The sequence below is a fragment of the Niastella vici genome (assembly GCF_002077945.1).
Lineage (GTDB): Bacteria > Bacteroidota > Bacteroidia > Chitinophagales > Chitinophagaceae > Niastella > Niastella vici.
Genome location: NZ_LVYD01000054.1, coordinates 91,474 through 112,553 on the forward strand (window position 1 = coordinate 91,474; position 21,080 = coordinate 112,553).

Consider the following 21,080-nt stretch of genomic DNA (forward strand, 5'->3'; position numbering starts at 1 on the left):
GATGTGCATCACATTTTTCAGGAATTATAGAGCCGGCTCAGGGTTTCGCGCGAAACGCCTAAATAAGCGGCAATCAGATGTTTAGGCACCAGGTTATACAGGGCAGGATATTGTTCCATCAGTGCTTCATACCGGTGCCGGGCATCGTTGTTCATGAGGGATAACAACCTTTTTTGAGTGGCCACATACCCTTTGTTCGTTCGCCAGCGAAAAAAATGTTCCACCTGGTGCAGTTCGCTGCACAGTTTCTCCCGGTCGGCATTGGTAAGGCAAAGCACTTCGGCATTGGTTATGCAATCGATACTAATGGTAGCCTTCGCACCACTGTACAGGGCATTGTAATCAGACGCCCACCAGGTTGGCATTGCAAACTGCAGAATGAACATCTTCATATCATCATTTATATAAAAGGATTTCAGACAGCCATCCAGCACAAAGTATTCACATTCCACCCTGTCTCCTTCCCCGATAATGGTTTGCCCTTTTTTGTACGACTGCTGTTTGAAGCAGGAGAAGAAATAGTCGAACTGCTCATCGGTGAGCGAGGCGGTTTTCGCAATATGTTGCTTAAGCACTTCTTTTGCTTCCATGGAATGCTTTTATAGCTCAAATTTGCAACTATTTTCAACAAAAAACAGGCCCCTGTTCCAGCTAATCAGCAGAGATGGTTTATGAAGTTTCATAAGAATATTTTATGAACCGGGGACAAAAGAAGAATTAACCAGCACCCAGTTACCATTTAATTTTTTGTATTGATTCAACCACCTGTCTTTATTTAATGTAACAGAATCATGACTGTAATACATAAAAACTGATTGCCTGTCGTTGCTGTAGAAAGGGAGGGAGAAACGGTAATAAGGAGGTGCGCCGGCAGGCTTCTTTTCCATTTTATGGTATTCATCGAGTGTAATGACTTTGGCATTACCAAACAATTGATACGTCCACATACCATCTTTTATGATATCACTGTTGGCCCGCTTATAAGTTGTGTCGGAAATAGTTAATTCAAAGGTATTCCATTCGTCTATATTGGCTATAAGGTAATAACCACTCTTTATTGAGTCTGCAATGATCAAATCGGAAAAAAATTGCTGAAGCTCCTTTTTATCAACGTCAGCATAGCGGTCACATGATAAAAGCGACAATAAGAGAATGGTTACCAGTAGTTGTTTCATGGTTTTGTTTTACAGGGTCTATCGAAGCACAACCTTATTTACCTTATTCACTATTTCGCTCAAAGAGGTTTTACTGATTTCGTTCAAAGTTAACTTTGCAACAAAGTCAAAACCAGGATTACCCGGAATACTGGAGGAAATTCCAACAGCCCACACAACTTTCTTATTCAGGAGCTGCGGATCAGTCAACAATGTCAGGTACAGGTTGGTGTTAACAGGTCGCCAGGTGGATGATAATTGAAATATCTCAGTAAACCACCAATCTGAGATGTCAACCGGGCCTTTATAAACCCAGCCGTTTGATTCAAATGCATTAATTAATTTTCCTATCCGATCGTCCATATTTTACCAGTCTGAACTGGAAATAAAAATAAGTATATTTGGTTGAATCCCTTGCCATGACCATCCGTAAAGTACTGGTATATAGTCTAATCATTCCTTCGGTCCTAAGCTTACTATTTAATATTCCATCAATAGTAAAAAAAGACTTAGGCCCATTATGGCTGATCCCCGGCATTTTAGTGGCATGGACAATCGGTGTATTCATTGGGGTTATTATATGCGCTGTAGTTCAAGAGAAACGTGCTGAACCCTGGTTCTATATTGGGGGCCAGGTAATCACCTACGGCGCTGTAGCCGCCTTTATTTTGTATCAATTTTATTTAACGGAAAAACACGAGCTACGATTCGGGAATATTGAACACAATCATTCAATGGTTGGCCTTGATAGGGACTCCATCTACGACTCTTTTGACGTGAGCTATATCAAAACCGCGTTCCTGAAACTGGAATCTAAATTCAAAGATCCTAATAGTTTTCACCTGACTTCTTTTTTTACTATCCGCAGAGATACTGTTTCATCTAACTATAACGAAACAGTTTATACCGTTTACTTTGCCTATACCACCACTCCTGAAAAAAAACAGTTATTTTCCAAAATATCGGTTTTGGAAAACCAGCCCACCATTGATATATTTAATGGCGACGCCCTGCATCATGGTGAATATAAATACTTGAAGGCAAAAGAAAAACAACACCAGATTGAGCAAATGAATGAGATCAAAGAAGCATTAAAGGACCTACCCGATACAATAAAGCAACAAATGAGGGAGTCGCTGGAAGAGAAATGAGCAGGTTTTCCATATAAAATCCGAGGGTAGCCCATCCTCTTCAAAAAAATAAAATTCCCCCTGCTTTTCCTATTTTTACGGCTAACACCCTTTAGATGCAACACCTTTTTATCCAATACATTTATCTTATTTTAATTATCCTGGCGTTGGTAATGCTCGCCAACCGCCTTAAACTGGCCTACCCTATTGTACTGGTGCTGGGCGGACTGGCACTTAGTTTCACGGCCGCTTTCTCAAAGATCACCATCGATCCCGAATCGGTGTTCTTTATATTTCTGCCACCCCTGCTCTATGAAGCAGCCTGGCAGGTATCCTGGAAACAATTCTGGAAATGGCGGCGGGTAATTATGAGCTTTGCCTTTCCGATCGTAATTATTACCTCTACCGTAATTGCCTTTGTTTCCCGGGCCTGCATTCCCGGTTTTACCCTGGCTCTTGGTTTTCTGCTCGGCGGTATAATTTCGCCACCCGATGCCATTTCAGCCACTACCATTATGCGGCAGGTAAAAGTACACAAGGCCATGCTCAGTATTATAGAAGGGGAAAGCCTGCTCAATGATGCCTCCTCGCTCATTGTTTTTCGTTTTGCCCTCGCGGCAGTGATCACCGGTCAATTTTCTTTCCAGGAAGCAACGGGCAGTTTTTTCCTGGTTATCATTTTGGGCACACTGATCGGGCTCGCAGTCGCCTGCGTCTTCTATGCCATCCATCGCTGGCTGCCTACCACCCCCAGCATAGAGATCATGCTAACGCTGGTTACTCCTTATTGCATGTATTATTTTGCCGAGCATTTTCATTTCTCCGGCGTACTGGCCGTTGTCAGCGGCGGTATGTTGCTCTCGAGCCAACGACACAAATTGCTTAGCTATCGCAGCCGTATTGAAGGCATAAATGTGTGGGCCAACCTGGCGTTTGTACTGAATGGAATAGTCTTCCTTCTTATCGGTTTGCAGTTACCTTCTATTATCAGCCAGTTGGGTGATGATATGAGTTTGTCAGGCGCCATCGGGTATGGACTGGTCATTTCCCTGGCATTGATCGTTACCCGCATACTTTGTACATTAGGCGCTTCTGTTTTCACTCAGTTCATGAGCCATTTTATAACAGTGGCGCAAGATAAACCCGGCTGGCGGAACCCGCTTATAATCGGTTGGGCCGGCATGCGGGGCGTGGTATCGCTGGCTGCAGCGCTTTCCATTCCCTTACTCATCAATGGAAACCAACCTTTCCCCTTTCGCAACCTGATCCTTTTTATCACATTTATCGTTATCCTTGTTACCCTGGTATTCCAGGGTTTGACCCTGCCCTGGATCATTCGCAAAGTAAAACCCGAACCGGTGGAGGCCATCATTCCGGAACATGTGCAGGAACTGAAAATGCAGCGGAAAATTGCACATGCCTCTATTCAATACATGGAACAAAAAATTGCTTCAGATGAGAAAATAAGCGACCACCTGAAGAACCTGTACGAACGCATGAAGCTTGACCTGCATTCCTACAACGGCCTTCTTAATGGCACAGCCAGTGAAAACATGTTCAAAAACTTTCAGCAGGTTTACCTGGAACTACTGGAACAGCAACGCAAAGCACTGCTGGCCATGAATCATAAAATGGAATTTGATGAGGAACTCATCAGAAAATACCTCTCCCTCATCGATATGGAAGAGTTCAAGATCCGTGAAAAAGTGATCGAAGAAGTTACTCAGCAGCATTGACCTTTGCAACGGCCCCGCTGTTTCAACCCTGTTTTTGCCCGCTTCCCGTGAATTTGTAAAGCCGATGCCTGCCGAATTGAATAATTTTGTGTATGGAGCCCATTTTTTAGTACCCCTTCCCTACGTTACTTTTTTAAAAGCATAATGCGGCTTAATAACTTTATTCAAATAAACACCTTTACTCGGCGCCTTCTTCATGTTCTCATATACATTGGCCGGAACTTTTATATAATCATACTTTTCGCCTGAAGTATAGGTGATGCGCAGGACGGAAGTTCCTGGATAATAATGCATATGGGCAACCACCGATGATGGCATACAACACCTGCAAAAAAACTATGCCCGGCCATGGCATAATAATTATGCGTGTACGGGTATGGCAGTAATTTCCCATAGAAAGAAAAGCGCGCTATCATTGGGCCGTAAACGGCAAAAGCGCGTGCGCCCCGCCCTTGCAAAAAAGGCCGGTGTAAAGGCAAAATTTCCCGATAACTTTTCTCCCATGCTGGCCACCCTGGTCGATAAACCGTTTGATGCCGAAAACTGGTTGTTTGAAGTGAAATGGGATGGATACCGCGCCATTGCCATTTGCAATAAAGACGAGGTATCGGTTATCTCACGCAACAACAAATCGTTCAACAAAAAATTCTATCCCATACCCGCCGCGCTCGAACAACTCAACCTCAATGCAGTGCTCGATGGCGAGATCATTATCAGCAACAAAGAAGGTGTAAGCAGCTTCGGCGATCTGCAGAACTGGCGCAGCGAAGCCGATGGCGAATTGTTGTATTATGTGTTTGATCTGTTGTGGCTCGATGGCTATTTGTTATTCGATGTGCCACTGCAAGAACGCCGGGCCATTTTGCAGGAAATATTGCCCCCGGGCCCGGTGATACAGCTCAGTCAAACCTTTAATGCACCCGGCACTACGTTCTACGAAGTGGCCAGGAACATGAACATGGAAGGCATCATTGCCAAAAAAGCCGACAGCCTGTACCTGCCGGGCATTCGAACAAAGGACTGGTTGAAAATAAAGATCGCTCAACGGCAGGAAGTAGTGATTGGTGGTTTCACCCGCAACGAAGGCTCGGGCAAATTGTTCAGCTCCCTGCTGGTAGGGGTATTCGAAAATGGGGCATTGCATTATACAGGCAAGATCGGTACAGGGTTTACCGATAAAGCCCAACGCGAAATGATGCAACAGTTCAAACCGCTGATGCGGTCAAAATGCCCTTTTGAAAGAGAACCCGATTATAACAAACCATCCCGGTTCAGGCCCAATCCACCAAAGGCAACCGCCACCTGGTTAAAACCCGAACTGGTTTGTGAAGTGCCATTCGCCGAGATCACCAGCGATGGTGTTATGCGCCATCCATCATTTGAAGGGATGCGCATCGATAAAAAAGCAACCGACGTAAAAAGGGAAAAAGCCAAACCCACAAAGAAAGTAGTGGAAGACTCCATTCTGCATAAAGAAAAAATTATTACCCGCCGAAAACCAGGCGAACGCAAAACTTTATTAAACCCCACAGAGAAACAACAGGAACGCTCCATTAACGGATACCCCCTTAAGTTTACCAACCTTAATAAAATATACTGGCCCAAAGAAAAGATCACCAAACGGGATATGCTGAATTATTATTACCAGGTGGCGCCGGTTATACTGCCTTACCTGAAAGACCGGCCGCAATCGCTGAACCGGTTTCCCAATGGTATCGATGGCGAGAGTTTTTACCAGAAAAATGTGCAGGATAAAATTCCCTCCTGGATCGACACCTTCCCATATACGAGTGAAGGCATCAATAAAAGTTTTCTGGTTCCAACCAAAGAAGCAGATGTACTATACATGGCTTCGCTGGGTTGTATAGAAATGAATCCCTGGAGCAGCCGCGTGCAAAAACCCGACAATCCTGATTTTTGCATCATTGATCTTGATCCCGATACCAATTCATTCGATCAGGTGATCAAAACGGCGCAGGTTACCCGCGAAATATTACAAAGTGCCGGCATTCCCTGTTATTGCAAAACATCGGGTTCAACCGGCATTCATATTTATATTCCATTAGGCGCGAAATACCTGTATGAAGACTCGCGCGAATTCGGCCGGCTCATTGCCACCATCGTGCATGAACAAATACCGCACTTCACCAGTATAGAACGCGCCACCGCCGAGCGAAAAGGAAAGATCTATATCGACTTCCTGCAAAACCGCCCGCAGGCAACGCTGGCATGTGCTTATTCCCTTCGGCCAAAACCCGGCGCACCGGTTTCCATGCCCTTACATTGGGAAGAAGTAAAGAAAGGCTTGAAAATAAAAGATCACAATATCCGGAATGCTGTTGCCCGCATCAGGGAACAGGGAGATATTTTTAAAGTAGTATTGGGAAAGGGAATTAATATGAAGCACGCAATTGTTGAACTACAGAAACTCAGCTAACCTGAAGTGGACCAGGACCCTTCGATATCAATTTTGAATTGGAATAACCGCGTTTATTCCTGTAAGGTATGTTGAAGCAGGGCTTCCAGGTTTTTCAGCAGTTCATTTGCATAAAAAGATTGTACCTGCACCGGTTCCCCATCAGGCGGTTCTATTTTGCCCGATTGCAGAATTCTTCCCGCATAGGAGATCGCAAAATACGCAAACAACTCATTGTTCGACTCCGGCACTTTGGAGGCATAACCAGTAATCGCCAATCCCCAATCACTGACGAACAGCCTGCAAACTTCCAGGGCCATTTCAGTAGCTACCTGTTGCGATACACAATTACAGGTCATTGCATGAATAGGTTCCACATGCAAATGGCGGCTCTTTTGCCCAAGATTATATGCAGTTATGCCCCCCTGATAAAAATGGGCAGCATCCGGTGCGGCAGATAAGGCTACCTGCATATGCCCCGATGTTACACTTTCCGCTACCGCAATGGATTGCTGCCGTTCGATCAAAATATTGCTAATTGATTGAATAATATCTTCAGCCATATTATTCTAAAAAATAAAAAATTCATGCCAGCAACCGCTTACTTTCTCCGGTTCTGTAAAAGAATAACAGAACGGCCTTCTGCAGTTATGGTGTCGCCAGGCTTAAAAATATGTCCGTCAGGTGTTAAGCCGTTTCTGATGGTATTGATCACTTCAATCCATTTGTCGCCAAATTTTTTAACCGGTAATTTATATTGAAGGGGCTCGGCATCGGCATTGAAGATGATATAAAAATTGTCATCATTTATCACTTCCCCTTTTGCGCCTGTGATATTCAAATGTGAACCATTCAGGTATACTGCCAGGGATTTCGCAAAGCCCGAATTCCAGTTTTGCTCCGTCATCTCACTGCCATCGGGTAAAAACCAATCTATATCTTTTACTTTTACCTCTTTTATCAATGAACCTTTGAACCACCTGCGGCGACAGAAGATAGGATGATCTCTACGCCAGCGGATCAATTGCCGGGCAAATTCAAGCAGGTCTTTATCGGTCTTTTGCCAGTTGATCCAGGAGATCTCATTATCCTGGCAATAGGTATTATTATTCCCGTTCTTTGTTTGGCCGGTTTCATCACCCGCACGCAACATGGGCACTCCCTGCGACAACATAAGTGTAGTGAGCAGGTTCCTTTTTTGTTGGGCCCGCAGGTTATTGATTGCTTCATCATCAGTTGGCCCTTCTGCCCCGCAGTTCCAGGAACGATTATAGCTTTCACCATCCATGTTATTTTCCCCATTTGCTTCATTGTGTTTATCATTATAAGAAACAAGATCACTTAAGGTAAATCCATCATGGGCAGTAATGAAATTAATACTGGCGGTAGGGAACCGGTAATCACTCTTGTACAGGTCGGCACTGCCGGTAAACCGTTCCGCAAATTCAGCCAGCACACTATCGGCGCCGCGCCAGTAATCGCGCATGCAATCGCGGTATTTACCATTCCACTCAGCCCAGCCGGGAGGAAATTTTCCTACCTGGTAACCGCCCTCCCCTACATCCCAGGGTTCGGCAATTAATTTTACCTGCGATATCAGGGGATCCTGGTAAATGATATCGAAGAATGCGCTTAACCGGTTCACATCATGTAACTCGCGGGCCAGCGTAGCTGCCAGGTCGAACCGGAAACCATCTATATGCATTTCAGTGATCCAGTAGCGAAGGCTGTCCATGATCAGCCGCAGCACACCCGGTAAATTGGCATCGAGCGTATTTCCGGTACCGGTATAATCCATATAATACCGTTTATCTTCTGCAAGCCGGTAGTAGATCTGGTTATCGATGCCCTTGAATGAAAGAGTAGGCCCCAGGTGATTGCCTTCGGCCGTATGATTATATACCACATCGAGTATCACTTCAATACCAGCTTTGTGCAACGCTTTTACCATATTTTTAAACTCGGTAACCTGCTCTCCCTTTAAGCCGCCTGAAGAATACCGCGCATCGGGCGCAAAAAAACCAATGGTGTTGTATCCCCAGAAATTGGTAAGCCCCCGCTCGATCAAATGCCGGTCGGCCACAAAATGATGAACGGGCATTAACTCAACCGCTGTAATACCCAGCTTCTTTAAATAGTCGATACTGGCCGCATGTGCCAGCCCGGCATATGTTCCCCTCAATACCTCGGGTATATCGGCATTGAGTTCGGTAAATTCTTTTATATGCAGTTCATAAATGACCGATTTATCATAGGGAATTTTGGGTGCTTCATCGTTTTCCCAGTTAAACTGCGGATCAATCACCACCGACCTGGGCATATACGGTGCACTGTTGGTGGTGCTGAAGCTGAGGTCCCCATCGGGGTCACCAACCTTGTACCCAAATACGGCATCATGCCATTCAATGGTACCCGAAATAGCTTTGGCATATGGATCAAACAACAATTTATTGGAATTGAAACGATGGCCGTTCGGCGGGTCATATGGTCCATATACCCGGTATCCATATAACTGGCCGGGCTTCATACCGTCAATATACACATGCCATACATGATGTTCCCGTTCTTTTAATTTCACACTCAACACTTCAATTTCACTGTCAAGATTTTCGAACAGGCACAACTCCACTTCCTCAGCATTCTCGCTGTAGATGGAAAAATTGACGCCTTTGCCATCATAAGTGGCGCCTAAAGGAAAAGCCTTTCCCGGATAAATTCCCGAGATCGACCAGCCTGTAACGGTTTTGGCATCTGTACTAACTTTTGTTGTGATCATAAGTCTTTTATTTGTTGTAACCGGTAAGCAAAGCCACCGGAAATACATTGCATATTAAATGAAGCGGTAAACTGTTATCACCCATAATGGTTTCACCTGTAAACTCGTTTTTCCATTGACCGGGGGCGTTGGGCGGCAATAGTAAAAACAGGTCTGCTGGCACAATTACACTTACAGAATCACACAGAGGTGCCCATACGGTAAAGGTGCAATGTCCATTTTTATATAATGCGCCTATCGGGGTGTAATAGTTCAGGGTATTAGAATTCATCAATACTTTAAAAAATTTTATTGAGTAAATAAATACACGGTAAAAAACAATGTTGTATGCAGAGAATTGACTTTCCCTGACTGCTACCAGGCCTTATCGGTTATTTATAGAGTAGTAAAATAAAGCGTGTACTATTGCGGCAAAGGATATGCCATGGGTAAAATGTGCCCGGGCCTTCCAAAAACAAAAGGAACCATCCCGCTATTGCGGAACGGTTCCTTTGTCAGCATTGAACCATTTTTCACAAAAACTTTTTATTGCACAACCAGCTTCTGCGTTTGATCGGTCTTTGAATTTTTGATCTTCACCAGGTAAGTACCTGATTTCAGGAATTTGCTCTCAATTACATAACGCATACCTGTTGTATTGGTCTCCATCACTTTGGCGCCTTCGATCGTAAACAGGGTGATCGTTGTTTTCTCATTGTCTGCATTCAGAAAATCAAGCGTTACCTTACCGCCAATGCGGGCGGGGTTAGGATACATTTGCGCCTTCACCAGGTTACTGTTTCCTACAGTGCGGGTGGCTGGCACATCATGACCACAATACTTCGACCAGTCAATACCCACTGTACCTTCAGGCTCACCGGCCGCAGTTCTCGCTGATGATAAAGTGGCTGAGTTATACCATTTGGTATTTACGCTCGCGGTACCCGTAACACCGGTAACCAGGCGCAGGCGGTAATCATAATGAGCCTTGCGGGTTGTTTCGCCAGCATAGATATAATCAGTATTGGTAATAACGGCGATCACTACGTTATTGGCTGGTGCGCCGGCAGTGAGGTTCAGCGTACAGGCTCCGCTCGATACGGGTGCACTGTACACAGGTACGCCTGTTGTTGTACGGTAAACCAGCTGACAGGTCATGTTAGCCCCGATGGGTTCAAAATTAACAGTAACCGTACTGCCACTTACAGTAAGCGGTATCTGGTTGGCGCCTGACCATCCGGGTAAGGTGGTGGCATCAGGTGTTAACAGGCCGCTGTTATTGGTTGTTTTGGCATATGGGGTGGCTGTCCAAACGGGTGGGTTCATCCACGATGGTTGCCATTCAGCGCCAATCGATTGCCCGAAGTGCGCATTTAACAATGCCAGCACGGCATTCTTCCAGGGACCGAAATCAACGAGGGCCTGTTTGGCGCGGTATTCTGTAATTAAATGCCGCGTTTGGGTTGATCCCAAGCCTGAGGCAATGCCTTCCAGCACGCGACCGGCAGCATACCGCCAGATCCAGGGTACTGCGCCATCACCCAATGCGTTGCCCAGGAAGGTGGGGAAAGAACTGCTGTACTGGTGACCACCCAGGTACGTGCGCCAGGTACAGATCTGTTGGTTGCCATTGAACATATTTACGCCTTCTGCCGAAGGGCCGCCGAAACTGCCATCCTGCAACCAGCCGCTGTAACATTCTATTGGCATAAAGGGTGCAATGAAATCGGTTCCGTTCAAATCGCCCATGGAGCTGAAGTTATTGGTCCTGCGCGCATCAGCAGTTTGCTGTAACCAAACATTACCGCCTTCCTGGAACCAGGCCGATTGTTTTACACCTGGCAGGTCGGCGAGTAAGGCATGTATACCTTCATCTGTCATAGCGCCTCTCTGGAATTCCCTGTCGGAATAGGGGCAGGCCGGATCAAAACTATAAATGGGATAGTACGATGCCAGGATCATTGGCCAGTTTTGCCCATTATAATAGATAGCACTTTGCCAGCCACCCAGCTCGGTGTTCGGCGCATTGTCGGTACACAAGCCTGAGCCATATAAATATACCGAGCTGCGGTATCCGTTCTTCGCACGCAGGTCGGGCGGCCAGCCCATTTGATCGCGGAAGTACGCAAAATCGGTATTCAGCCGCGCCAGTAAAGGGGTGATGGCGTTCGTGGTCACCAGGGAATTTTTGTTTGGCCCCCAGCGGAAACACCACCAGTTCGATGACTGGGTACCTACTACCTGCGGGCAATCGTTCAATACGTTTGTGGGTGTAGGTAAGCTGGGAAATTCTGATTTGAAATTATAACTGATGGTAGGCGAATAGGCCGGCCAGGTGTATGGTGAGCCATTTCCACCACCGGTGCCTCCCGTATCAGCAACAGCAGTACCATATACCCGCCATTCAAGCAAACCGGTGCTCTGGGTAGTGTTGAGCATCGACACGCGCAAACGTGTCATATTAACATTATTTACCGCCAGGGTGTTGAACGCATTGGTGGCCAGGGGCACATTGCCCAGGTTCACCCAGGCAGAACCGTTCCAGTATTGTGCATAAGCGGTAGTAGGCGTTAATACCCCACCACTGTCATTGAACCAGTAAACCTGAATAGAGGACACCTTGTAGGTTTGTGACCAGTCGTACTGAACCCATTGTGTTGAGTTGGGGTTGTCCCAGTTTCCGTAAGCACCGTGTGATTTGTCGTTTGAATGAGCGGGGGTATACCCGTCATTCAATGCAGTGATAGTTTCCCAGGGCGATACATACGAAGTAGAGGATGCTGCTAATGGCGCAACGTTAGTTTGTGCGCCGCTGTCGTGCGGAGCCAGCATTAGGCCCAGGCACAGGACGGCCAGAGAAAATTGAATTTTCTTCATAAATAAAGTTTTAGGTGAAAGAAAACATTCTAATAGGGAAGTGAGAGGGGGAACTTCTTTCTGCAACAATCATACCGGTTACAAATATACTAACACGGTAAAATCGATGGCTTTCAAAAATTAACTCGTTATAGATGGAAAATAGCCTGTGGATATCTTCGTTTGTAGCACCATGTTACTAAATCGTTATTTGCAAAAATGGCGCCAATGCGCGGCATTTATTATTAATGTTTAAAATACAATTACTCAGCCTGGATTGTATTTGAGGGCATATGGAAAAACAGGTAACCTGCATTCCCGAACATTTAAGCTGGCAAATCGCTATATCGCATCAGGGAAGCCCTGATCAATTTCACGAAAAATGCTTGCGTTAAACGGAAAGGACAATTCGTTCTATGAAAAGTGTTATCCTTTAATCGATTTGATCATTTTGTATTGCAAAAAAAATTTCCCGTTAAACGATGTGGACATTTGAATACGCGGAAAGACCTTCTGTTAAACGATGTGGACATTTGATCACACAAAAAGACCTTTCGATCAGCACGTTTCATTTCACAAAAAACTGTTAACCGTTGAACCATGCGTACAGATCGGTTCCGAAAAGTCTTTTGTGTTAAATAGAATGAGTTTTTCGTTTAATTAAAAGACTTCTGGATTTAAGAGAATGCGCGTTGCGTTAAATTAAAAGTCTTTTGCGTTTAAAGAAATGGTCATTTCGTTTAATTAGAAGCTCTTTTGATTAAACGAAATGACCTTTCGATTTAATTAAAAGCCTTTTGCGTTAAAAGGAATCGTGTTTTGATTTAATTAAAAGCCTGTTGCGTTAAAAGGAATCGTGTTTCGATTTAATTAAAAGCCTGTTGCGTTAAAAGGAATCGTGTTTCGATTTAATTAATAGTCCTTTGCGTTAAACGAAATGGCCGTTTCGTTTAACGCAAAGACCATTTCGTTTAACGATTTTCGGCGCTTTTCATTGAAAATGATTGAATTAATAAAACTGCCTATATTTTCAGACCGCCCCGAGCTGTGACAAGCAAACCTGCCCGCTGCCCCATCGCAAACCGGCAATTGAACGCGGATTGTGAATTGAAATCCGCCCCCTTTAAGGGGCTGTGGGGTGAAACTTCTCCCCCTTTAGCACACCAGGAAGGTATTCTCCGCTTTTCGACCTACATTTGCAGCCTTTAAAACCGGAAAGCTATATCATAAATACCCCCGGAATTACGTTGATAGCTGCTCAGTAACAATGAGTTCTGTAAACGTACGTGAAGCAGGCCACTGTTTGTCAGGATCCCTGATCTTGCAGGCAGTCACATGAAAATGGGCGTTTAGAGAAAACTTTCATAAAAAATCCTTCATCCCTTAATTTTACAGCTTATTATCACTGCCTATGCCGCAAGATAAAAATCGTCAGTTCCTGGATTTTGAAAAACCGATCAAAGATCTTTTTGATGATATTGATGGCCTGAAACAAAAGGCCGAAAAGAGTAAGATTGACCTGGCTGACCCAATTAAGAAATTGGAAGAGCGCGTGATTGAAACGCGTAAGGCCATTACCCAAAACCTTACGCCCTGGCAAAAAGTGCAGTTGAGCCGCCACCCCGACCGTCCGTACACCATGAAATATATCTCCAAGCTTACCACCGATTTCGTGGAACTGTATGGAGACCGGAATGTAAAAGATGATAAAGCCATGGTGGGTGGTTTTGCCTCCCTCGATGGACAAACGGTAATGCTCATCGGTCAGCAAAAAGGTATCAATACCAAGGCGCGCCAGTTGCGTAATTTTGGTATGGCCAATCCTGAAGGGTACCGCAAGGCCCTGCGGCTGATGAAACTGGCCGAAAAGTTCGATAAACCAATCATTACCCTGATCGATACGCCCGGCGCCTACCCAGGCCTCGAAGCGGAAGAAAGGGGCCAGGGTGAAGCCATCGCCCGTAATATTTATGAAATGATGCGGCTGAAAGTACCGGTAATATGCGTGATCATTGGCGAAGGAGCCTCCGGCGGTGCTATGGGCATTGGCGTTGGCGACAAAGTCTTCATGCTCGAAAACACCTGGTACACCGTTATTTCGCCCGAAAGCTGTAGCTCTATTCTTTGGCGTAGCTGGGACCAGAAAGAAAAAGCAGCCGAACAGTTAAAACTCACTGCCGATTATATGTATGAATTTGGATTAATTGATGGTATCATCCCCGAACCTGTTGGCGGCGCACACTGGGATTATGATGAAGCCGCAACACTATTAAAGCCATACCTCATTAACACCATCAACGAGCTGAAACAGATGGATCCCGACGAGCGTGTTCGAAAGCGTATCGATAAGTTTAACAAGATGGGCTTCTGGGACGAATTACCCGCTTAGTTGCCTCAAGAGTGACCTTGTGCTGGAAGGGATCGATAAATATATATAGCCGGCTGCAGTAATTCTGCCCGGCATCGTTGCCCGCCCGGATGACCGGTCGGACGGGTGTCACTCACTTGTTCATCCTTATCGCTACTCAGCTTTTTCCAAATTTAACCGGACTTTCTGCTCAGCAGTCAGACCACAATCTAAAATCAGCTCCCGATAGCAATCGGGATTCAATCTAAAAATTATGTCTCTCCGTCAATCATTATATGGCACCGGCGTGGCGCTGGTAACCCCGTTCAAATCAAATGGGGATGTTGATCTCGATGCTTTAAGCAAAATCATTGATTTCGTCATCAATGGAGGTACCGAATACGTAGTTACCCTCGGCACTACCGGCGAAACACCCGCCCTTAGCAAAGAAGAAAAGATCGCCATCATTCGCTTTACCTACGAAAAAGTGAACAACCGCGTTCCGGTGGTAGTAGGTATCGGTGGTAATAATACCCCCGAAGTGATCAAAGAACTGGAAATTTTTCCTTTAGATAAAGCCACCGCTGTTTTAAGCGCCAGCCCTTATTATAACAAACCCTCGCAGGAAGGTATCTTCCAGCATTATAAAGCGCTGGCCGCCGCCTCGCCCAAACCTATTTTATTATATAATGTGCCCGGCCGTACCGGTCGCAACATGACCGCAGCCACTACCCTGCGCCTTGCCAACGAGGTACCCAACATTGCTGGTATTAAAGAGGCCAGTGGCGATATGGCCCAATGCATGCAGATCCTGCGCGACCGCCCCGAACATTTCCTCGTGGTAAGCGGCGACGATGCCCTGGCCTTACCCCAAATAGCCTGCGGTATGGATGGTATCATCAGCGTAGCTGCCAATGCTTTTCCCCAGCAGTTCACCCATATGATACGTCAGTGTTTGAAAGGTGATTTCAAAGCGGCCAAATCATTGAACGATGTGCTCATTGAAGCTTACGACCTTATGTTTGCCGAAAACAATCCGGCCGGCGTAAAAGCTTTTATGGCCGAAATGCAATTGTTGCAGAATTACCTGCGGTTGCCCATGGTTCCGTTGAGTGAAGGACTTCATCAGCAGGTAAAAGCGTATGTGAAAGATAAATAATTTGCCATATTTTCTAAGATAGCTGTATAGTTGCTGTACTATACAGCTTTTTTTATTATAGAACCGCACGATATACGCTATGATATAGTCAAAAACAATTTGCCGGAAAGTGCCTTGCAACCTGAACGTTCTTACCGCTCCCTTCTCGCCATAAATGTCAGTCCTTCCAATGCCAGACTGGTATTGGGAAACACCTCGCACGCTTCCTGTTCAAAAATGTCGAGCTTATCGTATTTCGAGCTGAAGTGACCTATGAGCAAACGGCCCACATTGGCACCCTTTGCTATACAGGCGGCCTGTGTAGTGGTGGAATGAAAACGAAGCGCCGCCCTTTTTTCGAGGTCTTTCAGGTAAGTGGTTTCATGGTAAAGCAGGTCAACCCCCTGTACCTTTTCTATCAGCGTTTCATCAAAAATGGTATCGGCGCTGTAGGCATATGATAAGGGTTTTACACCCGGGTTGGTGACCCATTCATTTTTGATCACTTCTCCTGCTTTGTTGGTATAATCTTCGCCCCACTTCAACCGGTCGTAAAAAGCGGCCGGCACGCCATGTTCAATGGCCTTTTCGGGATTTACCCGCCGCGGCGCCCGCACCTGGTCAAAACGGAAACCCCAGCAGGCTATGCGGTGTTTGGTACTAAAACAGGTAACCCTGAATTTATCGTTCTGCACAATTACCCCCTCCTTTTCCAACGGATAAAAATGCAACGTATACGGCAACTGGTTCGAAGCCGCTTCCAGTTGCAGGTCCAGGATCTGCTTTAACGGCGCCGGGGCAAACAAATGCAGCTCGTGCTCGCGATGCAGCAGGCCCATGCTGTGTAAAAAACCCGGTAAACCAAAATAATGATCGCCGTGCAGGTGTGAGATGAAGATATAATTGATACGTGACCAGCGAATCCGGTATTTCGCCAGCTGCTGCTGCGTGCCCTCCCCACAATCAACCAGGAACAAATTGTCATCCAACGTCACTACCTGCGACGTAGGATGGCGGTCGTATGCCGGTAAGGCCGAGTTATTTCCCAGAATCGTAACAGCCAGCATTCAAATCGTTAAAAGGTGATCAACTTTTTAAAGACGGCACTATAAATCATTCTGCTGCATTTCGTTGCACAAATTTATGCAATAGCCCGCATTACCCGTCCTGCACTTATTACCTGTTACTGGCCTCTTATTACATAATTCTTGCAATTCCCTCATTGACTGTTGACAGCTAAAAAAACATAACGTAAATCAATACCGCCGGATTGTATATAAAATATCTGACAGATAGCTTTTACCAAATAAATTCAGGTGTATCAGCAAGGGATATAAGTTACAGATCTCCCATTGTTGCCGGTAATTGGGGGGTAATGGAAAATAATGCTGGTAACTTTCATAAAACGGGGCGTCAAATCCGCCAAACAGCGTGGTCATGGCCAGGTCCATACTACGATGCCCATAATATACAGCCGGGTCAATCAACACCGGTTGGCCCGCATCATCACACAAAAAATTACCGCTCCACAGATCTCCATGCAAAAGGGCTGCCGGTTCGGCCGCAAATATACCGGCCAGCTGCTGATACAGTTTTTCAAACTGCGCAACATGCGCCGGTTCCAGCAAACGCCGGTCAAGCGCCAGCTTTACCTGGGGTTGCAGCCGTTGATGAATAAAAAATTCGGTCCAGCTACTGGTCCAATGATTGTTCTGTGGCAGGGCGCCCATATAGTTATCGCTATCAAGGCCGCACTGGTTATGCTGTATATGATGTAATGCGGCCAGTTGCCGGCCAAAGGTTTTCCAGAAGTCTTCGGTCTTCAATCCCTGCTCAATCCACTCCAGTATCAATACCTGGGTATCGCCGGTGTGGGCATGGGCTATTACCCGGGGCGTGCGAATAACCTGTTGCTGCGCCAGCAGCTTCAGGCCTTTTTGTTCGGCATCGAAGAGACCGGGAAAAGCAGCCAACTGGTTGAGCTTGCAAAAGAAAGTTTTGTTCCCCGCAACAATGCGATAAGTGTGGTTGATAGAACCGCCACCCACCGGGTTGAAAATACAGGGGCTGTTTAATGATTGTTCTATGAATGATTGAATCGCTGCGGTAAGCATAAATCAGTTTCTCAGTTTTTGAGTAATTAAGTTCCTGAGTTAGCCGTTCAACTTATTAACTTAAAAACTTACTAACTGGCTTCCTGGGGCTCAAAGCGCGCTCACGCAAGCAATAACTTACATTCGTGCAGAAGCCGTTCCTTATTCACCGCCGCCGTACCTACTTCTTCGCAAACCAGTCCGCCCGCAATATTGGCCACTTCGGCCATCAGGTCAATGCTTTTGGTAGCTGCATAAATGAGGGAGGCCACAGCGATCACCGTATCGCCCGCACCCGATACATCTGCAATATTTCTTAAATGCGATGGAATGATCTTCGCAGTGCTGTTCTCCTGGTAAAACACCCCTTTTTCCGACAGGGTGATGAAGGAAATAGAATGACCCAGCTTTTTTTGCAACTGCTGATGAATATCGTTCAGTGTAGGCAGGTTTACCTCATCAATGAGGAGGTTCAACCCGTCTTTTACTTCTTTCAAATTGGGTTTAAAGATATCCACGCCTTCGTAGGAGAAGAAGTTCTTTCGTTTGGGATCTACCGTAGTGATTACGCCTTGCTTTTTGCACAGGGCGGTCACTTCTTTTATGACCCGCTCAGTGAGCACCCCCTTATTATAATCTTCAAATATGATCACCTGTGGTTGCTCGCTGGTAATATACTGGCGCACTTTTTCAATAAGGGCATTTTCATCATCGGCGCTCAGGTCCTTTGTGATCTCGGCATCGAGCCGCATCATTTGCTGGTTGCGGCTTATAATGCGGGTTTTGGCAGTGGTTATGCGCGATGACTGCCGCGCAATCCAGGCCGTATTTATATGATGTTCGTTGAAAAGCTCTGTAAGGGTATTGCCGTTCTCGTCATCGCCCATAACCGACAAAATGGAAACATGGGCGCCCAGGGCGGCCAGGTTCAACGCCACATTACCAGCCCCGCCAATGCGATGTTCTTTTTTATCAAGCGCAACAACAGGTACGGGTGCTTCGGGCGATATGCGTTCTACATGTCCCCACCAGTAAATATCCAGCATTACATCGCCTATTACCCCTGCTTTTATGGTCGAAAAACCGGCAAAAAGTTTATCAAGATCTATCTTACTCATAACAATATTGGTAGTCTATGCAGTTTTCTTTGTTCGCACTGCAAGATAATATAAAGGAACTCCTGTCAAAACAATTCCCAGCCCAATTCCGGCATAAGTGGGTTTCATTTTAATAAGGAATATGCAAAATGTGAGGGCAAGAATAATATAAATGATGGGCAGCACCGGGTAACCAAATGCTTTATAGGGCCGTTCTGCATCGGGACGCTTTTTACGCAAAATGAAAATGCCCAGAATGGTAAGTGCATAAAACAGTACTACCACAAAGGAAATCATATCCAACAGGTCGCCATAGCTGCCGCTCAAACATAAAATGCTGGCCATGCCGCATTGTATCCAAAGTGCAAATTCAGGTACGGCGTTTTTATTCAGCACCCCGGTTTGTTTAAAGAACAGGCCGTCTTTGGCCATGGTATAGTAAACCCGGGCGCCTGCCAGTATCAGCCCGTTGTTACAACCAAAGGTGGAGATCATGATCATTATCGCTATCACATAGGCGCCATCGCTGCCAAAAATAGCATTGGCCGAGATCACTGCTAACCGTCTTGATGGGGCAAAAGCAATATCGTGCAGGGGCAGTACATTCAGGTACATGAGGTTGGCCGTCACATATATGATGGTAACGATCAGCGTTCCTAAAAACAGGCTCAACCCGATATTTCTTTTAGGGTTCTTTATTTCCCCGGCTATAAAGGTTACGTTATTCCAGGAGTCACTGCTGAAAATAGAACCCGACATGGCAGAGGCAAGAGCTCCTATCAACGCAATGCCGCTAATGGGCAGCCAGCTACCTCCATCGGGAGCAGTAGCTGCGGCATCTTTCGTAAAATGCATGGCATTCATTCCGGTTGCCCAGTTTTCGCTCCAAAAGCTGTGTTTTACGAGCAAAAATCCCAACAGTATCAGGCCAAATAAAGAGAACAGCTTAACGCTGGTAAATATGGTTTGAATGATCTTGCCGCCTTTAATACCACGCGTGTTGGTATAGGTAAGAAAAATGATCAGGAATATGGCGAGCACCTGTGCGGCAGAGATCTTCAGTTTTCCAAGGGTAAGCAAAATAACGTCTTCCCCCACTTCCGGTATCAGGTAACTGGTAAACCGGCTGAAGGCCACCGCCACGGCCGCAATGGTTGCAGTTTGTATCACGGCAAAAAAGCTCCAGCCATATAAAAACCCGGCGAGCGGGTTAAAAGCTTCCCTGAGATAAACATACTGACCACCGGCTTTGGGATACATGCCGCTCAACTCACCATAGCTTACCGCTGCTACAATGGTCATAAAACCAGTGATGAGCCAAACAGCAATCATCCAACCGGCGCTGCCCACATCTTTAGTAATATCTGAGGTTACAATAAAGATACCCGAACCGATCATGGAACCGGCTACCACCATGGTAGCATCTACCAGGCCAAGCGATGGTTTGAATGAAGATGCGTGTTCTGCCATATTAGTTATATAAGGGTAAGAAAATCAGGTTTTAACCTTCCCAAGATAAGGAAACTAACCCGAATCACGGCCACCCCAAATTTCCACACTGTTTACCTATTTTCACAAAAACATACAGTGGTTCACCAATAAAAATCCGGAAGACCATGCGCAACATGAACCTTCCGGATAACAATATTTCTTAATTTCTATTTCTTCTTCATCCCATTATCACAGTCTACTTCTTCTTGTCTCTGTACTGCGTATTCAACCCCGAGATCAGATCGCCGGTGATGTTATAAGCCGAATCCTTGTAGTAAATGATAAATCCGGGTTCGTAAGAAAGTATATAGGAGAACCGCTTATCCTTGTTGTAATCTTTCAAAAACTCTTCTACCTGTTTACGCAGCTCGCTCATGCGGTCAACCTGCAGCTTTTGCATCTCCTGCTCCAGCTCGCCTTTACGTTGCTGGTATTGCTGTTGCAGCAAACCTACTTCGCGCTGGGCCTGCTCTCCTTCCGACTGGGTAATGTTATTTCCTTTTTCCTGCCATTTTTTAATAGTGCGCTGGTACTTGTTCGTTAAATCGTTCAATTCAGCGTTCATGGCGTTTTCCTTTTTCTTGATATCGCCCGATACATCTTTGAAGTAATCATAATGTTCCTGCAGTGAATCAATATCAAAATAGGCGATGGCAAAGTTGTTAGCAGCGTTTTTATCGGCAGTTACCGTTGCCTTTTTGGGTGCGGTCCCTTTCGAAAAATGTAAATAAAAAAGCACACCTATGAGAGCAAGAGCGAGAATACTTAATATAGTAGAAATATTTTTCATGAACGCCTTTTTTGCAAGATATAATTCTAGTTGAAAAGAGAATTGTTAAAACTTTTAACAGTAACGGTATCTTATAA

General features: G+C 45.6%; 17 protein-coding genes. 5 read left to right on the forward strand and 12 right to left on the reverse strand.

Annotated elements, in window-relative coordinates; translation table 11 throughout:
* Positions 1–17 precede the first annotated feature (17 nt).
* Positions 18–590, reverse strand: coding sequence for a Crp/Fnr family transcriptional regulator (locus tag A3860_RS22195; RefSeq protein WP_081150056.1), 573 nt, complete (start codon positions 588–590; stop codon positions 18–20).
* A 102-nt stretch (positions 591–692) separates the two neighbouring features.
* Positions 693–1,175: a hypothetical protein gene (locus A3860_RS22200; RefSeq protein WP_081150058.1), complete on the reverse strand. Its 483-nt coding sequence runs from the start codon at positions 1,173–1,175 to the stop codon at positions 693–695.
* A gap of 398 nt (positions 1,176–1,573) precedes the next feature.
* On the opposite strand from A3860_RS22200, the gene A3860_RS22210 reads away from it, so the two are divergent.
* Together A3860_RS22210 and A3860_RS22215 are read left to right on the forward strand one after the other, a co-directional pair.
* Entirely contained in the window at positions 1,574–2,305 is a 732-nt protein-coding gene (locus A3860_RS22210; RefSeq protein WP_081150063.1) for a hypothetical protein, read from the forward strand.
* A 95-nt stretch (positions 2,306–2,400) separates the two neighbouring features.
* On the forward strand, positions 2,401–4,020 hold the full coding sequence (locus A3860_RS22215) for a Na+/H+ antiporter (RefSeq protein ID WP_081150066.1): 1,620 nt from the start codon (positions 2,401–2,403) through the stop codon (positions 4,018–4,020).
* Positions 4,021–4,140: 120 nt separating this feature from the next.
* On the opposite strand, the gene A3860_RS22220 is transcribed toward A3860_RS22215, so the two are convergent.
* Complete coding sequence (locus A3860_RS22220; protein WP_081150068.1) at positions 4,141–4,338, reverse strand: KTSC domain-containing protein; 198 nt, start codon at positions 4,336–4,338, stop codon at positions 4,141–4,143.
* Positions 4,339–4,396: 58 nt separating this feature from the next.
* Between A3860_RS22220 and ligD the strand changes: the two genes are divergently transcribed.
* Entirely contained in the window at positions 4,397–6,457 is a 2,061-nt protein-coding gene (ligD, locus tag A3860_RS22225; RefSeq protein ID WP_081150071.1) for a DNA ligase D, read from the forward strand.
* 53 nt (positions 6,458–6,510) lie between these two features.
* On the opposite strand, the gene A3860_RS22230 is transcribed toward ligD, so the two are convergent.
* From A3860_RS22230 to A3860_RS22245, 4 genes are all read right to left on the reverse strand, one after another.
* Positions 6,511–6,999, reverse strand: a complete 489-nt coding sequence (locus tag A3860_RS22230) for a CinA family protein (RefSeq protein ID WP_081150074.1) — start codon at positions 6,997–6,999, stop codon at positions 6,511–6,513.
* A gap of 38 nt (positions 7,000–7,037) precedes the next feature.
* Positions 7,038–9,212 carry a glycogen debranching protein GlgX gene (glgX, locus tag A3860_RS22235; RefSeq protein WP_081150076.1) on the reverse strand — a complete coding sequence of 725 codons (2,175 nt, stop codon included), beginning with the start codon at positions 9,210–9,212 and terminating at the stop codon, positions 7,038–7,040.
* Positions 9,213–9,219: 7 nt separating this feature from the next.
* Positions 9,220–9,483, reverse strand: a complete 264-nt coding sequence (locus A3860_RS22240; protein WP_081150083.1) for a hypothetical protein — start codon at positions 9,481–9,483, stop codon at positions 9,220–9,222.
* A 254-nt stretch (positions 9,484–9,737) separates the two neighbouring features.
* Positions 9,738–12,068, reverse strand: a complete 2,331-nt coding sequence (locus A3860_RS22245) for a T9SS type A sorting domain-containing protein (RefSeq protein ID WP_081150085.1) — start codon at positions 12,066–12,068, stop codon at positions 9,738–9,740.
* A gap of 1,390 nt (positions 12,069–13,458) precedes the next feature.
* On the opposite strand from A3860_RS22245, the gene A3860_RS22250 reads away from it, so the two are divergent.
* On the forward strand, positions 13,459–14,436 hold the full coding sequence (locus tag A3860_RS22250) for an acetyl-CoA carboxylase carboxyltransferase subunit alpha (protein ID WP_081150087.1): 978 nt from the start codon (positions 13,459–13,461) through the stop codon (positions 14,434–14,436).
* 232 nt (positions 14,437–14,668) lie between these two features.
* Positions 14,669–15,553: a 4-hydroxy-tetrahydrodipicolinate synthase gene (gene dapA, locus A3860_RS22255; protein ID WP_081150090.1), complete on the forward strand. Its 885-nt coding sequence runs from the start codon at positions 14,669–14,671 to the stop codon at positions 15,551–15,553.
* A 131-nt stretch (positions 15,554–15,684) separates the two neighbouring features.
* Here dapA and A3860_RS22260 read toward each other — a convergent pair whose 3' ends face one another.
* The 5 genes from A3860_RS22260 to A3860_RS22280 all read right to left on the reverse strand — a co-directional run bounded on the left by A3860_RS22260 (position 15,685) and on the right by A3860_RS22280 (position 21,003).
* Positions 15,685–16,599, reverse strand: a complete 915-nt coding sequence (locus tag A3860_RS22260) for a ribonuclease Z (protein ID WP_081150092.1) — start codon at positions 16,597–16,599, stop codon at positions 15,685–15,687.
* Positions 16,600–16,788: 189 nt separating this feature from the next.
* Positions 16,789–17,646 (reverse strand): fructosamine kinase family protein, encoded by an 858-nt coding sequence (locus A3860_RS22265; RefSeq protein WP_081150095.1) that lies wholly within the window; start codon positions 17,644–17,646, stop codon positions 16,789–16,791.
* A gap of 101 nt (positions 17,647–17,747) precedes the next feature.
* On the reverse strand, positions 17,748–18,743 hold the full coding sequence (locus tag A3860_RS22270; RefSeq protein ID WP_081150100.1) for a bifunctional heptose 7-phosphate kinase/heptose 1-phosphate adenyltransferase: 996 nt from the start codon (positions 18,741–18,743) through the stop codon (positions 17,748–17,750).
* Between the two features lie 15 nt (positions 18,744–18,758).
* On the reverse strand, positions 18,759–20,192 hold the full coding sequence (locus A3860_RS22275; RefSeq protein WP_081150103.1) for an APC family permease: 1,434 nt from the start codon (positions 20,190–20,192) through the stop codon (positions 18,759–18,761).
* 217 nt (positions 20,193–20,409) lie between these two features.
* Positions 20,410–21,003 (reverse strand): OmpH family outer membrane protein, encoded by a 594-nt coding sequence (locus tag A3860_RS22280; RefSeq protein WP_081150105.1) that lies wholly within the window; start codon positions 21,001–21,003, stop codon positions 20,410–20,412.
* Between the last annotated feature and the right edge of the window lie 77 nt (positions 21,004–21,080).

Bases quoted from the DNA above. Each gene is read 5' to 3' on its own strand.
- A3860_RS22250 (WP_081150087.1), top strand. From the start codon at position 13,459: ATGCCGCAAGATAAAAATCGTCAGTTCCTGGATTTTGAAAAACCGATC.
- A3860_RS22270 (WP_081150100.1), bottom strand. From the start codon at position 18,743: ATGAGTAAGATAGATCTTGATAAACTTTTTGCCGGTTTTTCGACCATA.
- A3860_RS22220 (WP_081150068.1), bottom strand. From the start codon at position 4,338: ATGCCATCATCGGTGGTTGCCCATATGCATTATTATCCAGGAACTTCC.
- A3860_RS22210 (WP_081150063.1), top strand. From the start codon at position 1,574: ATGACCATCCGTAAAGTACTGGTATATAGTCTAATCATTCCTTCGGTC.
- dapA (WP_081150090.1), top strand. From the start codon at position 14,669: ATGTCTCTCCGTCAATCATTATATGGCACCGGCGTGGCGCTGGTAACC.
- A3860_RS22265 (WP_081150095.1), bottom strand. From the start codon at position 17,646: ATGCTTACCGCAGCGATTCAATCATTCATAGAACAATCATTAAACAGC.
- A3860_RS22260 (WP_081150092.1), bottom strand. From the start codon at position 16,599: ATGCTGGCTGTTACGATTCTGGGAAATAACTCGGCCTTACCGGCATAC.
- A3860_RS22280 (WP_081150105.1), bottom strand. From the start codon at position 21,003: ATGAAAAATATTTCTACTATATTAAGTATTCTCGCTCTTGCTCTCATA.
- A3860_RS22240 (WP_081150083.1), bottom strand. From the start codon at position 9,483: ATGAATTCTAATACCCTGAACTATTACACCCCGATAGGCGCATTATAT.
- A3860_RS22195 (WP_081150056.1), bottom strand. From the start codon at position 590: ATGGAAGCAAAAGAAGTGCTTAAGCAACATATTGCGAAAACCGCCTCG.
- A3860_RS22230 (WP_081150074.1), bottom strand. From the start codon at position 6,999: ATGGCTGAAGATATTATTCAATCAATTAGCAATATTTTGATCGAACGG.
- ligD (WP_081150071.1), top strand. From the start codon at position 4,397: ATGGCAGTAATTTCCCATAGAAAGAAAAGCGCGCTATCATTGGGCCGT.
- A3860_RS22245 (WP_081150085.1), bottom strand. From the start codon at position 12,068: ATGAAGAAAATTCAATTTTCTCTGGCCGTCCTGTGCCTGGGCCTAATG.
- A3860_RS22275 (WP_081150103.1), bottom strand. From the start codon at position 20,192: ATGGCAGAACACGCATCTTCATTCAAACCATCGCTTGGCCTGGTAGAT.
- A3860_RS22200 (WP_081150058.1), bottom strand. From the start codon at position 1,175: ATGAAACAACTACTGGTAACCATTCTCTTATTGTCGCTTTTATCATGT.
- glgX (WP_081150076.1), bottom strand. From the start codon at position 9,212: ATGATCACAACAAAAGTTAGTACAGATGCCAAAACCGTTACAGGCTGG.
- A3860_RS22215 (WP_081150066.1), top strand. From the start codon at position 2,401: ATGCAACACCTTTTTATCCAATACATTTATCTTATTTTAATTATCCTG.